This window comes from Sphingomonas lacusdianchii, from assembly GCF_022664395.1.
Taxonomy (GTDB): domain Bacteria; phylum Pseudomonadota; class Alphaproteobacteria; order Sphingomonadales; family Sphingomonadaceae; genus Sphingomonas; species Sphingomonas lacusdianchii.
Genome location: NZ_JAKRET010000008.1, coordinates 1 through 12,691 on the forward strand (window position 1 = coordinate 1; position 12,691 = coordinate 12,691).

General features: G+C 66.7%; 13 protein-coding genes and 1 tRNA gene. 5 read left to right on the top strand and 9 right to left on the bottom strand.

The annotated features are described in order from the left end of the window. Together MF607_RS11925 and MF607_RS11930 are read right to left on the bottom strand one after the other, a co-directional pair. Positions 1–451 (bottom strand): transposase (locus tag MF607_RS11925; protein WP_242118999.1); only part of this gene is annotated, 451 nt, incomplete at its 3' end. Positions 452–689: 238 nt separating this feature from the next. Beyond that, positions 690–1,181: an Lrp/AsnC family transcriptional regulator gene (locus MF607_RS11930; protein WP_242119001.1), complete on the bottom strand. Its 492-nt coding sequence runs from the start codon at positions 1,179–1,181 to the stop codon at positions 690–692. A gap of 230 nt (positions 1,182–1,411) precedes the next feature. On the opposite strand from MF607_RS11930, the gene MF607_RS11935 reads away from it, so the two are divergent. The 3 genes from MF607_RS11935 to MF607_RS11945 all read left to right on the top strand — a co-directional run bounded on the left by MF607_RS11935 (position 1,412) and on the right by MF607_RS11945 (position 5,969). Further along, positions 1,412–1,732 carry a hypothetical protein gene (locus MF607_RS11935; protein WP_242119003.1) on the top strand — a complete coding sequence of 107 codons (321 nt, stop codon included), beginning with the start codon at positions 1,412–1,414 and terminating at the stop codon, positions 1,730–1,732. Positions 1,733–1,745: 13 nt separating this feature from the next. Continuing rightward, positions 1,746–3,401, top strand: a complete 1,656-nt coding sequence (locus MF607_RS11940) for an alkaline phosphatase D family protein (RefSeq protein ID WP_242119005.1) — start codon at positions 1,746–1,748, stop codon at positions 3,399–3,401. 162 nt (positions 3,402–3,563) lie between these two features. After that, positions 3,564–5,969, top strand: coding sequence for a TonB-dependent receptor (locus tag MF607_RS11945; protein WP_242119007.1), 2,406 nt, complete (start codon positions 3,564–3,566; stop codon positions 5,967–5,969). A gap of 138 nt (positions 5,970–6,107) precedes the next feature. Here MF607_RS11945 and MF607_RS11950 read toward each other — a convergent pair. Beyond that, positions 6,108–6,198, bottom strand: a tRNA-Ser gene (locus MF607_RS11950). A 91-nt stretch (positions 6,199–6,289) separates the two neighbouring features. Here MF607_RS11950 and MF607_RS11955 point away from each other — a divergent pair. Further along, on the top strand, positions 6,290–7,162 hold the full coding sequence (locus tag MF607_RS11955) for a peptidylprolyl isomerase (RefSeq protein WP_242119009.1): 873 nt from the start codon (positions 6,290–6,292) through the stop codon (positions 7,160–7,162). Positions 7,163–7,165: 3 nt separating this feature from the next. On the opposite strand, the gene MF607_RS11960 is transcribed toward MF607_RS11955, so the two are convergent. The 5 genes from MF607_RS11960 to MF607_RS11980 are packed head-to-tail and all read right to left on the bottom strand — an operon-like array spanning position 7,166 to position 11,314. Continuing rightward, the gene (locus MF607_RS11960; RefSeq protein WP_242119011.1) at positions 7,166–7,780 is read right to left on the bottom strand and encodes a LysE family translocator; all 615 of its coding nucleotides are present in this window, start codon (positions 7,778–7,780) and stop codon (positions 7,166–7,168) included. 12 nt (positions 7,781–7,792) lie between these two features. After that, positions 7,793–8,371, bottom strand: a complete 579-nt coding sequence (locus tag MF607_RS11965; protein WP_242119013.1) for an ABC-type transport auxiliary lipoprotein family protein — start codon at positions 8,369–8,371, stop codon at positions 7,793–7,795. A gap of 23 nt (positions 8,372–8,394) precedes the next feature. After that, entirely contained in the window at positions 8,395–9,360 is a 966-nt protein-coding gene (locus tag MF607_RS11970; RefSeq protein WP_056453616.1) for an MlaD family protein, read from the bottom strand. After that, a complete protein-coding gene (locus MF607_RS11975) occupies positions 9,360–10,208 on the bottom strand; it encodes an ABC transporter ATP-binding protein (protein ID WP_242119016.1) in 849 nt (282 codons plus the stop codon). The genes MF607_RS11970 and MF607_RS11975 overlap by 1 nt, the downstream gene beginning before the upstream one ends. Continuing rightward, positions 10,205–11,314 (bottom strand): ABC transporter permease, encoded by a 1,110-nt coding sequence (locus MF607_RS11980; protein ID WP_242119017.1) that lies wholly within the window; start codon positions 11,312–11,314, stop codon positions 10,205–10,207. The genes MF607_RS11975 and MF607_RS11980 overlap by 4 nt, the downstream gene beginning before the upstream one ends. Before the next feature lie 56 nt (positions 11,315–11,370). On the opposite strand from MF607_RS11980, the gene MF607_RS11985 reads away from it, so the two are divergent. Next, positions 11,371–12,051, top strand: a complete 681-nt coding sequence (locus MF607_RS11985) for an HAD family hydrolase (protein WP_242119018.1) — start codon at positions 11,371–11,373, stop codon at positions 12,049–12,051. Positions 12,052–12,154: 103 nt separating this feature from the next. Here the strand turns inward: MF607_RS11985 and MF607_RS11990 are convergent, their stop codons facing one another. Further along, on the bottom strand, positions 12,155–12,598 hold the full coding sequence (locus MF607_RS11990) for a hypothetical protein (protein WP_242119019.1): 444 nt from the start codon (positions 12,596–12,598) through the stop codon (positions 12,155–12,157). Positions 12,599–12,691 lie beyond the last annotated feature (93 nt).

Below are 12,691 nucleotides of genomic sequence, written 5' to 3' on the forward strand. Positions count from 1 at the left end.
ATGAGGACCAGGACGCGCGGATCTCCATCTTGGCCAACGGCTCCATGCTGAAAGGCCGGATACGTTTTCGCAGACTGCTCAGATCGTCAGAAACAAACCGCTTGCCGACGGGGCGAGCCATACGTTTTACCCGCAGGCTCGATGCCGTGCGGTGCGCCTTCAGGTAGGTGGCGTCGATCATAAGCGTCTTCGGCTCGGCGCCTGCCGCCGCCAGCCCTTCCATCATCCGCGTGAACACGCCTGCCTCACCCCAGCGCTTCCACCGGTTGTAGAGCGTCTTGTGTGGCCCATAGGCGCTGGGCGCATCTCGCCAGCGCAGCCCATTGCGGTTGACGAAGACGATGCCGCTCAGAACCCGTCGGTCGTCCACCCGCGGCCGGCCGTGGCTCTTGGGAAAGAACGGCCGCAGCCGCTCAATCTGCTCATCCGTCAGCCAAAACAGGTCACTCATTCCGGTCTCCTCGCGGAGCCTGAATCAGATCGTGACGCTCACATCAATGGGTCCTGACCCTAAGACAGGATGTTTCCCCCTGATCCTTTTCGTGAAGCGAATATTGCACGAAGTCGCGCGCATGATCCCGGCAAAATGTCGCTTATATTGCGGCCGTCCCTTCGGAATACGGCGCCGAATGCGCGATCGACGCAGGATTTTGCGCCCGTTACCGGCACCATGTGCCGTGATCCGGCGATCACCGGTCGCGATTCCCGAACAGTACCGGCGGCGCGTTGCGATCCGCGACCTGCCGCATGACGAAACTGCTGCGGATCCGCGCGACATGCGGCAGTTTCGACAACTCGCTGCGATAGACCCGGTCGTAATCGCCGAACGAGCGCACATGGACCATCATCACGAAATCGGTGTCGCCCGACACGAAACTGCAAAAGCTCATCGATGGGCAGCGTACCACCGCCTCCTCGAACTCGTTCAGCACGTCCTCCGCCTGTGACCGCAATTCGATCGACACCAGCACGGTCACGCCGAATCCCAATCGCTCCATGTCGAGATTGGTCGTGTAGCTGTTGATCGCGCCGCGTTCTTCGAGGAACTTGCGCCGCCGTGCCGCCGCGGTACTCGATAGGTGAACACGTTCGCCCAGAGCGACGTCGGATATGCGTCCGTCCGCGGTTATTTCCTGCAAAAGCCGATAATCGGTTTGGTCGAGCGCGAGCGGTTCCTCCATCGTACACACGGCCTCCTGCTAGGTCGTTGTGCAACGCACAAGAAATCGTCCGCACCGTCAATCCGCAAAATGCGGCGCGTCGGTTACGGTATATGCCAGCGCTAAGCGGTACAGCGCACCACCGATCGCGATGGAATACGTCCCGGAGTGTAACCGCCGCGTCACGCCATCGTCGCGTGGCGTTCATCATGCGTCGCCAGTGGGTTGTCCGGTATCGCAAAGGGGCAAGCATGGTTACGCGTATCGCATTTTCCTCTATCCTGCTGGTGTCGGCATCCTGCCTCGCCATGCCGGCCGCGTCGGCGCAGGCATCGGCACAGCCCGACGCGGACGCCGGGGACGCAAGCGGCAACGACATCATCGTCACCGCACAGCACATCGAACAGCGGGCCAGCGACGTGCCGATCACGATTTCGGCCGGGTTCCTGCGCAACGCGTTCGACCGGGCTGATCTGCTCGGCGCCGGGAATACCGGCGGCGGCTTCCACATTCCGACCTTCCTCCCCGGCGGGCCGCGCATCGATGGCGCGCAGCAGACCGCCCGTTTCTGAAAGGATCATGACGATGACGATGATCGGACGCCGCGGCGCATTGGCGCTGATCGGCGGCGGGGCGGGGATGCTGGTGCCGGGAGCGGCGGCCACCGCAGCGACGGCGCGGACGGCGCGGTTCGACCACGGGGTCGCCAGCGGCGATCCGGCGACGGACGGCGCGGTGCTGTGGACCCGCGCGACCGTCGATACGGGGGCGGGGGACGTCGCGCTCGACTGGCACGTCGCCGAAGCGCCCGATGCCAGGCCCTGCCGTTCGGGACGGGTGACGGCGCGGGCGGCGGCGGACCATACGGCGAAGGTCGAGGCGACCGGTCTCGCCCCCGGTCGCGACTATCATTTCTGGTTCACCGCGCCCGACGGGACGCGCTCGCCGGTCGGGCGGTTCCGCACGCTGCCGCGTGGCAAGGTCGACCGGCTGGTGATCGCCATCGCCTCCTGCCAGCTCTATCCCGGCGGACTGTTCAACGCCTATGCCGACATGGCCGCGCTGCCGCAGCTCGACGCGGTGCTGCATCTCGGCGACTATATCTATGAATATGGTGCCGACGGTTATGGCGCGGACATTGGTCGCACGCTGGGTCGGCTACCCGATCCGCCGCACGAGATCGTCGCGCTCGACGATTATCGCCGCCGCCATGCGCAGGTGAAGTCCGATCCCGATATGCAGGCGGCGCATGCCCGCGCGGCATTCATCTGTGTCTGGGACGATCATGAGGTCGCCAATGACGACTGGGTGGGCGGTGCCGAAAACCATGATCCCGTGACCGAGGGCGACTGGAGCGCGCGCAAGGCGGCGGCGATGCAGGCCTATTTCGAATGGATGCCGATCCGCGAAACCCGGCGCGGACTGGGACGCGAAGCGATTTATCGCAGCTTCGAATTCGGCGATCTCGCGACGCTGGCGATGGTCGAGACGCGGTTGCTGGCCCGGTCGCAACAGGCCGCGTTCAAGGGGGACGCACCCGACCCTGACGAGGTCGCCGCCGTGCTGGCGACGCGCGCCCGACCCGATCGCGAAATGCTGGGTGCCGGGCAGCAGCGCTGGCTCGAACAGGTGCTTTCGCGATCGGTCGCGGCGGGAAAACCGTGGCAGTTGCTGGGCAATCAGGTGGTGATGGCGCGCGTCGCCGGACCCGATCTGCCGGTACTGATGGGCCGGGAGCGCTATGAAGCGGCACTGACCACGATGCCCGCTTCCTTCCGCCAGCGCCTGCCGGCACTGGTCGCGGGCTATCGTGCGGGGGTGCCGTTCAGCCTCGATTCGTGGGACGGCTATCCGGCGGCGCGCGAGCGGCTCTATGCCGCCTTTGCCCGGGCCGGCAGTCGACCGGTGGTGTTGTCGGGCGACAGCCACGCCGCATGGTCGAACGACCTGTATGATGCAGGCGGGCGGCTGGCCGCGGTCGAGTTCGGCTGTACGGCGATTACCAGCCCGTCCTATGGCGCGCTGCTACCCGGTATCGGCAAGCTGGTGGCCGAAACGAACCGCGAGGTCCTGTTCTGCGATCAGGATCACAAGGGCTATTCGCTGCTGACGCTGACCCCCGATGCGGTCGTGACCGAGCATGTCGCGGTGTCGAGCGTCATGGCGAAACCGTTCACCCGCACCGTCGCCGCGCGCCATCGGGTGACGACCGACCGGTCGAAGGGGATTGTCACCGCGTGACGGGAAACCGGGCGGGGACTATTCCCGCCCGGTTCACCGGGACGCCGGCGTACCGACGGAGATTGTCACCGACAGGTCATCGATCCGTCGCGCAGGCTTAACCAACGCACCGCAGGGCGCGCTCCGAAAGGACGGCAGTTCAGCACGTCCGGGGGGAATATCATGACTGCACGCCTGTGGCTGCTCGGCACCGCGCCCATCGCACTTATCGCATCTTCCGCGCATGCGCAGGAACCCGTCGTCGTGGCAGCGGCTGCCGCACCCGATGTCGACGAAGCGGCCCCGGTCGAGGGCGATGAGATCGTCGTCCTCGGCTTTGGCCAGACCCGACAGGTGCAGACGATCTCGGCGGCCGACATGGAGCGCCTGACCCCCGGTACGTCGCCGCTGAAGGCGGCGGCCAAGCTGCCCGGTGTCAATTTCCAGTCCGCCGACGCGTTCGGTGCCTATGAATGGTCGACCCGCATCTCGCTGCGCGGCTTCAATCAGAACCAGCTGGGCTTCACCCTCGACGGCGTGCCGCTCGGCGACATGAGCTATGGCAACGTCAACGGCCTGCACATCAGCCGTGCGATCCTGTCAGAAAATATCGCAACGACGACCGTCGCGCAGGGTGCCGGTGCGCTCGGCACCACCTCGACCAGCAATCTGGGCGGGACGCTCGAGTTCGTCAGCCGCAAGCCGTCCGACACCGCCGATGTCGTCGCGTCGGCCACCTATGGCAGCAACGATACCGTCCGCGCCTTCGCCCGGATCGACAGCGGCGACCTGGGCGGCGGGCTGATGGGCTATCTGTCTTACGGTTATCTCGGCACCGACAAGTGGAAGGGCTTCGGCGTGCAGCGCCAGCACCAGGCCAATGCCAAGCTGGTCAAGGAAATCGATACGCGTGGCAGCATCACCGCGTTCGTCAATTTCTCCGACCGGCGCGAAAACGACTATCAGGATCTGAGCTACGACATCATCGCCCGTCGCGGCCTGCGTGCCGACAATATCTCGAACGACTATCCGACCGCGCTGCAGATCGGCCGCGTGTATCAGAATCAGGCGGCGCAGAGCGCCTATGCCGCTGCCAATGGCGGCTCGACGGTCGGCTTCGTCGCACCCTGGACCGGAGCGGGCTTCACCTTCCCGACCGGGTTCGGCACCGTCGACGATGCCTATTACGACGCCGCCGGTCTGCGCCGCGACTGGCTGGGCGGGCTGACCGTCGATGCGAAGCTGACCCCCGACCTGTCGCTGACCTCGACCAGCTATTATCATCACAACAAGGGGCAGGGATCGTGGATCACACCCTATTCGCCGACCCCTGCGGGCGCACTCGGCCCCAATGGCACCGCGCTGCCGGCGTCGGCGACCTCGACCACCGGCCTTGCCTCGCCGCTCGGCTTCCGTACCACCGAATATGGCATCGACCGTGCCGGCAACCAGACGCGCATGGCGCTGACCACCGGCGCCAACCGGATCGAGATCGGGCTGTGGTACGAAACCAACACCTTCCAGCAGGCGCGCCGCTTCTACGGAATGAACGACGCCGCGTCGCCCAACCGCAACGCGCGCGATTTCCAGGCCAATGCCTATCGCACCCAATGGGACGGCAAGTACGACACCGAGACGCTGCAATATCACGTCGCGGATACGCTCTACCTCGGCGCGCTGACGCTGAATGGCGGGTGGAAGGGGCTGCGCGTGAACAACGCTGCCAATCTGCGGACCGGCACGCTGGTCGTCGGTGAGATCAAGGCGCGCGACTGGTTCCTGCCACAGGCATCGGCGCTGTTCCGCCTTGGTGGCGGGGCGGAACTGTTCGCCAGCTATACCGAGAATCTGCGGGCCTTCGTCTCCTCGGCGACCACCGGTCCGTTCGCGACCACGCAGAACGGGTTCAACGCGATCCGCGCGACGCTGAAGCCCGAAACCTCGAAGACGATCGAGGGCGGCGCGCGCCTGCGCTCGGGCGGGCTGCAATTGTCGGCGGTCGCCTATCATGTCGATTTCGCGAACCGGCTGCTGAGCTTCGCCAATGGCGCCGGGATCATCGGCAACCCGCCGACGCTGAACAATGCCGGCAGTGTCGAAAGCTATGGCGCCGAACTCGCCGCGACCTATCGCGTGGCGCGTCCGCTGACGCTGTTCGGCAGCTATTCGTACAACAAGGCGACCTATCGTGACGACGTCCGCAACGCGGCGGGCGTGGTGCTGCAACCGACGGCGGGCAAGACCGTGGTCGATACGCCCGAGCATATGGCGAAGGGGGAGGTCGCCTATGACGACGACCGCTTCTTCGCCCGGGTCGGCGGCGACTATATGTCGAAGCGCTACTTCACCTACCTGAACGACCAGTCGGTCGGTGCCCGGCTGCTGGTCGATGCCAGCATCGGCTATCGCCTGACCGGCATGGGTGGCGTACTCGACGGACTGGCGATTGAGGGTAGCGTCAACAATTTGACCAACCGGCGGTATATCGCGACCATCGGCACCAACGGCTACACCGCGCGGGGCGACAATCAGACGCTGCTCGCCGGCGCGCCGCGCCAGTGGTTCGTGACGCTGCGCCGCGGCTTTTGACCCGAGCGGACCGGCGGGATGATCCCCATATCCTGCCGGCTGCCATCCGGATGCAAACGTTCGCCGGCAAGGCATCTCGGGTTGCGACCGGGCGGATTTGCCGACATCTGCCACGAAAGCATGTGTCGGGGGACCAGGTGGCGGAGCGGGAGGGATTCGAACCCTCGATACGGTTTTGCCGTATACTCACTTTCCAGGCGAGCGCCTTCGACCACTCGGCCACCGCTCCGCATTGCCGGAAGGTGGGTTCCCTAGGGCGCGGCGGGGTTTCGTGCAAGCGGGAGTTGCGGGGGCGGCGTGGCGCGTGGCAGGATGGTCGCATGCATTTCGTCTCGCTGATCGCGGCGCTGCTTCAGGCCGCTACTCCCGCTGCTCCCGCCCCTCCGCCGACGCCGGCCGATCCGATCGAGAGCGACTGGCGAACGATTCCCGACGACGAATTGCTGGTGATGACGCTGGCGGGGGACAGGCGGGTCGTGATCCGGCTGGCGCCGCGTTACGCGCCGGTCCATGTCGACAATTTGCGCAAGCTGGCGCGGGCGCATTGGTGGGACGGCAGTTCGGTCTATCGGGTGCAGGACAATTATGTCGCGCAATGGGGCGATGTGACCGAGAAGAAGCCGCTGCCCGCCGGGGTCGTCACCAATCCGCCCGCCGAATATGTCACCGGCCGCTATGACGCGGTGACGCAGATGACACGGCGCGATCCCTATGCGGCGAAGAGCGGGCACAGCGCCGATGGCTGGCCGGTGGCGAGCGACGGCAAGGCGGCGTGGCTGACCCATTGCTATGCGATGGTCGGCGTCGGGCGCGACATGGCGCCGAGCACTGGCAGCGGCGCCGAACTCTATGCGGTGATCGGCCATGGCCCCCGCCATCTCGACCGCAACATCGCGCTGGTCGGTCGCGTGGTGGAGGGGATCGAGTATCTGTCGTCGCTGCCGCGCGGTACCGGCACGATGGGCTTCTATGCGCCCGATCAGACGCCCACCCCGATCCTGTCGGTGCGGCTGGCTAGCGAGATCCCCGCGACCGAACGACCGCATTTCCAGGTCCGGGCCGCCGACAATGCCCGCTACGCCGCATGGGTGAAGGGGCGCGAGAATCGCGAGCCGCCCTTTTTCGAAGTGCCGGCGGGCGGCGCGGATATCTGCAACGCGATGCCGCCGGTCCGGCGGACGCCCGCAAAGTAAGGATCAGGTCCGCGCGACGAGCAGCGCCGCACCGAAGCCGATGAAGATGCCACCGGTCGCGCGGTCGAACCAGCGGCGGACGCGCGGGCGGGTCAGATGGCGGGCGAGCGACCGTCCGCCGATGGCATAGGCCGCGTACCACAGGCATTCGACCACCGCGAAGGTCGCGACGAGGATCGCGAACTGCACCGGCTGCGAACCGTCCGGATCGACGAATTGCGGGAGGAAGGCGGTGGCGAACAGCAACAGCTTGGGGTTGCTGATTCCGACCAGAAAGCCGCCCCGGAACAGGTGGCGCGACGGGATGGCGTCAGCAGCGACATCGATCGGTGCCGATCGCGCGGTGATCGCGCGAAAGCCCAGCCATGCCAGATAGGCGGCACCGGCATAGCGCAGCACGTCGAACAGGCCCGGCACCGCCGTCAGCAGCGCCGCCAATCCCGCCGCCGATGCCGCAAGCACCCCGACCAGCGCGGTCAGGCAGCCGGCCATCGCCGGCAGCGCGCCGCGCCAGCCGAGCGAGACGCTGCGGGTCAGGACGTGCAGCATGTTTGGGCCGGGGGTGCCACACAGCACGACCACCGCGGCGACGAACAACAGCCAGCTATGCAGCGCCATGGCGGTGCGGGATCAGCCCCGGACCCAGTCGGCGACGGCGGTGGCGACAGTGTTCGCGGCCTGATTGATCGCCGGGCCGACGCTGTTCGCGTCGATCGTCGCGACCGGCGCGCGGGCTTCGAAGCGGCGCTTTTCGAAGGCGGTCGATCCGGCACGTTGCAGGGTGGCGTCATAGACGACGACGGCTTCGCTGCGACCGGCGTCGATGCCGAATTCGCGCAGCTCACCGGTCAGCTGGGCACCCGGATCGGCAAAGCCCTGCCGCGTGCTGAGCACCACCATGTTCGCCCGCGATGTCAACGTATCCGATAGCAACCGGGCGAAGAGGCGCGCAGGCGGTTCGACCCATTGCGCTTCCTTGACATAGGCGATGCTGGTCGCGCTCGATTGCACCGGCACGCGGGTCACCGCCAGTTCCTGCGGCACGACCGGCACCTGCACGGTGATCGAACGCGCCTGCGCCGAGCTTTGCGTCGCACCGGCCGCGATCGGGGCGGCGGGGGCCAGCGTCAGCAGCGCGGGCGGCGGCTCGGCGCCGAAGCGGATGCACCCGGCAAGCGGCAGGAGCAGCAGAACCGACAGCTTCTTCATGGGGCGCATCCTCGTCTTCCGCATCACTTCTTGGGGTCGTAGTCGGGCAGCTTCGAGCGGCCGACCAACGCGGTCGCGCCACCCTGATCGACCTTTTCCGCGACCGAGGCGAGCGCACCGGTCATCGCGCGCAGGTCGCCGACCAGCTGGTTGACCTGCGGAATCGTCTGCTTGCTGAACGCCTGCAGCCCCGGCTTCGCGTCGCCGATCGCTTCGTTCAGCGTGTCGGCGCTCTTTTGCGCGCTGGCGATGGTGCGGTTCAATTGCTGGATCGTCGGCTGGATGTCGTTGGCCAGCACGCCGTTGGTCGTCGCCGCCAGTTCGCCGATCTGTTGCGACGCGATGCCCGCACGCTGGATCGCGACGCGCGTTTCGGCCAGCGTCGCGGCGATTTCAGGGCCGCGATCGGCGAGCGCGTCGGTCAGCCGGTTGGTGCTGTCGAGGATCGCCGCGATCGAATTCTGGTTGCGGTCGGACAGGACGTCGGCCAGCCGCTCGGTCAGCGTCGTGACGCGCTCGAGCAATTGCGGCGCCGAGCTGAGCAGCGCGGCGACGCCGCCCGCCTTGGGCGGGATGACCGGCACGCCCATCGGGCACGACTGTTCGGCGTTCGTCTCGGGACAAGTGATCGGCGGCGCACCCTTGACTGCGCCGTCGAGCGTGATCGTCGACACGCCGGTGAAGCTGCCGACGATCGTCGCGGTCGTGCCGAGCAGGACCGGGGTCTCGTCCTTCACCTTGATACGGACGCGGACGAATTGCGGGTCCTTCGGCCACAGCGCGATATCCTCGACCTGGCCCGAGGGTACGCCCGAAAAGGATACCGGCGACCCCTTGGCCAGGCCATCGACGGCCTGTTTGAAGAAGACGTCATATTCCTTTTCGCGGCCGCCGCCGACGCGGGCCAGCCACACGGTGAACAGCGCCAGCATGACCAGCAGGATCAGCACCACCGCGCCGACAAGGACATGGTTCGACCGGGTTTCCATCAGCGCCTCTGGGCTTGCAGCGAGGCCGGGTCGTGCCCGGCGTCGCGGTCGTGGTCACGGGCGGCGATGCGTTCCTGCGCATCGGTCGCGGCGCGGCCACGGGGTCCGTTGAAATATTCCTGGATCCATGGATGGTCCAGCGCGAGCAGTTCGTCGATCGTGCCGACGGCGATGACCTTCTTGTCGGCAAGCACCGCCACGCGGTCGCAAATGGCGTACAGCGTGTCGAGGTCGTGGGTGATGATGAAGACGGTCAGCCCCAGCGTCTTTTGCAGCGACGCGGTCAGGTCGTCGAACGCCGCCGCGCCGATCGGGTCGAGCCCGGCGGTCGGTTCGTCGAGGAACAGCAGCTGCGGGTCGAGCGCCAGCGCGCGGGCGAGGCCGGCGCGCTTCTTCATGCCGCCCGACAGTTCGGAGGGGTATTTCGGCCCGGCATTGGCGGGCAGGCCGGTCATCACGACCTTGTACCCGGCGATCTCGTCGAGCAGTGCGGGCTTGAGCTTCGGGTAGAATTCCTTGAGCGGCACCTGCACATTCTCGGCGACGGTCAGCGTCGAGAACAGCGCGCCACCCTGGAACAGCACGCCCCATTTCTTGCGGATCTCGGTCGCCTCGGTTTCCTCGCGGCCGATCGTGTTCTCGCCGAAGACCTCGATCGTGCCGGCGGCAGGCGTCTGTAGCCCGATGATCGAGCGCATCAGCACGGACTTGCCGGTCCCCGAGCCGCCGACCACGCCGAGGATTTCGCCGCGGCGCACGTCGAGGTCAAGATTGTCGTGAATGACCTGATCGCCGAACTGGTTCTTCAGGCCGCGCACGCGGATGATGGCGTCGTCGTCGTCGCTCATATCCAGCCGATCCATGCGAAGAAGATGGCGAAGAAGGCGTCGAGCACGATCACGAGGAAGATCGCCTGCACCACGGCGGCGGTGGTGCGACCGCCCACCTGTTCGGCGTCGCTTTCGACCTGCATCCCGTGGAAACAGCCCGATATGCCGATGATCGCGCCGAAGACCGGGGCCTTGATGAGACCGATATAGAGGTCGGTGATCGGCACCACTTCGCGGATCCGCGTGACGAAGGTGATCGGCGGGATGCCGAGCTGCGCCCAGCTGAGCAGGCCGCCCCCGATGATCGCGATGATCGAGGCATAGAAGCCGAGCAGCAGCATCATCACGATCGCGGCGATGACGCGCGGCAGGACCAGCGCCTCCATCGGCGACACGCCGATGGTGCGCATCGCGTCGATTTCCTCGGTCAGCTTCATCGTGCCGAGCTGCGCGGCGAAGGCCGAACCGGAGCGTCCCGCGACCATGATCGCGGTCATCAGCACGCCCAGTTCGCGGAAGGTCAGCCGTCCGATCAGGTTGATCGTGAACACCTCCGCACCGAACTGGCGAAGCTGCACCGCGCCCTGCTGCGCGATGACCATGCCGATCAGGAAACTCATCAGCCCGATGATGCCGAGCGCCGAGACGCCGACGACCTCGAAGCGCTGCACCGTCGCGTTGAAACGGAACCGCTTGGGATGGCGCAGCACGTTCAGAAAGGCGAGGACGGTCGCGCCCATGAAGCCAAGCAGGCCGAGCAGCTGCCGCGCGCTGCCGCTGACCGCCTCCCCGATTTCCTCAAGCACGCGCAGCGGCGGGCTGAGCGCCTTTTCCTTGCGGACGACGGGATCGTCGGCGGCGGCGACCTGATCGAACAGATGCCGGCTGTCATCGTTCAGCCCTTCGATCGCGACGTCGCGGTCGCGCGCGAAGCGGTGTACGACCCATGCGCCGACCGTGTCGATGCGATCGACCTGCGACAGATCGATGCGACTCACCTGGCCGTCGAACGCGCCCAATCGTTCGGGCAGGTCGCCGACATGGGCGAGCGACAGATTGCCGGTGAAGCGCAGCACGTCGCCGCCATCGGCCCGGTCGTGCGAAAAATCGGCGGAAGCGCTCATCGCCACCATCCATCGGCGATTTGCCGCGTCGCGGCAAGGTGGTACGCGCCTTTCGCATGCGCCACCGCGATCTCGCCATCTACGACATGGACAAGACCATCACCCGCGTCGCGACGTGGACGCCGTTCCTGCGCCATGCGTTGAAGGAACGGGGGCGGGGGGCTTTGTGGCTGCTGCCGATCGCGGGGATCGCCGTCACCGGCTATGCCCTGCGCCTCTATGGCCGCGACCGGTTGAAGGAGATGACCCACCGGCTGGTGCTGGGTCGCGCGGTGTCGGGCGAGCGGCTGGCCGATACGGCGCGTGCCTTTGCCCGGGCGACGGTCGCCACCGGACTGCTCGACGGCGCTCGCGCGCGGATCGAGGCCGACCGGGCCGAGGGGCGGATGCTGGTGCTCGCCACGGCATCCTATCGATTCTACGCGCAGGAGATCGCCGCGCTGCTCGGCTTCGATGCGGTCATCGCCACCAATTGCGCCGAGGAGACCGGCGGCAATGTGCTGGCGCGGATCGATGGCGAGAATTGCTATGGCGCCGCCAAGCTGCGTGCGATCGAGGCATGGGCCGCCGAACAGGGAATCGCACGTAGCGACGTCGCGGTGCGGTTCTACAGCGACCATGTGTCCGACGCGCCGGTGTTCGACTGGGCCGACGAACCGTTCCCGGTCAACGCCCATGCCCCGCTGAAGGCGTTGGCGCGCAAGAAAGGCTGGCCGGTGCTCGACTGGCGCGACTGACGCGGGGGCGGGCTGGGTCAAGATGACGGCGGAGGTCCTGAAAGACGGTTCGCCGGGATAAACGTTACGCGCGGCGAACGGTTCAACGCCGATTGCGTACGGACTATCTTTTCGGACTGCCCAGCCGCTTGGCGTTGGCGGTCGCCTTCGCATGGATCGGGGTCAGCGCCCGCCCGCCCGCGCCGATCATGCCCGCCGTCAGCCGCATCGCCCGATCCTGTCCGGCGGCGATCCGGCGTGCGGAGGGCACGCGGCCGGCGGTGCCGAGCGACCATGCGTCCTGCATCGCCTGCATCCACAGCCCCTGCATCGCTGCCATGTCCTTCGCCAGCGAATCGCCGGCCTTCGAAAAGGCTTGCGCCTTTTCGGTGACCATGCCGGTCAGTTCGACATGATCGGCGGTCCATGGATTGCGCATCCCGGCATCGATCATCGGCATGCGCCGGTCGATGACCACAGCGGAGGCGGCCATCGTTTCCCACAGGCGCAGCCCGGTCTGCGCGGCATCGGTCCACATCTGCCACCACAGGGTCATCGGCGTCGTCATCGGTATTTCCTTCGAACGGTCCGCCGCGGATCGATTGCAGCGGCGCCGCTGTACGCGATGGGTGATCTTTGCGCCATGTCGCTTATCGTGCCT

Excerpts from the sequence above, each read along its gene's own strand:
- MF607_RS11930 (WP_242119001.1), bottom strand. The coding sequence starts at position 1,181 with ATGGAGGAACCGCTCGCGCTCGACCAAACCGATTATCGGCTTTTGCAG.
- MF607_RS11935 (WP_242119003.1), top strand. The coding sequence starts at position 1,412 with ATGGTTACGCGTATCGCATTTTCCTCTATCCTGCTGGTGTCGGCATCC.
- MF607_RS11940 (WP_242119005.1), top strand. The coding sequence starts at position 1,746 with ATGACGATGATCGGACGCCGCGGCGCATTGGCGCTGATCGGCGGCGGG.
- MF607_RS11945 (WP_242119007.1), top strand. The coding sequence starts at position 3,564 with ATGACTGCACGCCTGTGGCTGCTCGGCACCGCGCCCATCGCACTTATC.
- MF607_RS11955 (WP_242119009.1), top strand. The coding sequence starts at position 6,290 with ATGCATTTCGTCTCGCTGATCGCGGCGCTGCTTCAGGCCGCTACTCCC.
- MF607_RS11960 (WP_242119011.1), bottom strand. The coding sequence starts at position 7,780 with ATGGCGCTGCATAGCTGGCTGTTGTTCGTCGCCGCGGTGGTCGTGCTG.
- MF607_RS11965 (WP_242119013.1), bottom strand. The coding sequence starts at position 8,371 with ATGAAGAAGCTGTCGGTTCTGCTGCTCCTGCCGCTTGCCGGGTGCATC.
- MF607_RS11970 (WP_056453616.1), bottom strand. The coding sequence starts at position 9,360 with ATGGAAACCCGGTCGAACCATGTCCTTGTCGGCGCGGTGGTGCTGATC.
- MF607_RS11975 (WP_242119016.1), bottom strand. The coding sequence starts at position 10,208 with ATGAGCGACGACGACGACGCCATCATCCGCGTGCGCGGCCTGAAGAAC.
- MF607_RS11980 (WP_242119017.1), bottom strand. The coding sequence starts at position 11,314 with ATGAGCGCTTCCGCCGATTTTTCGCACGACCGGGCCGATGGCGGCGAC.
- MF607_RS11985 (WP_242119018.1), top strand. The coding sequence starts at position 11,371 with ATGCGCCACCGCGATCTCGCCATCTACGACATGGACAAGACCATCACC.
- MF607_RS11990 (WP_242119019.1), bottom strand. The coding sequence starts at position 12,598 with ATGACGACGCCGATGACCCTGTGGTGGCAGATGTGGACCGATGCCGCG.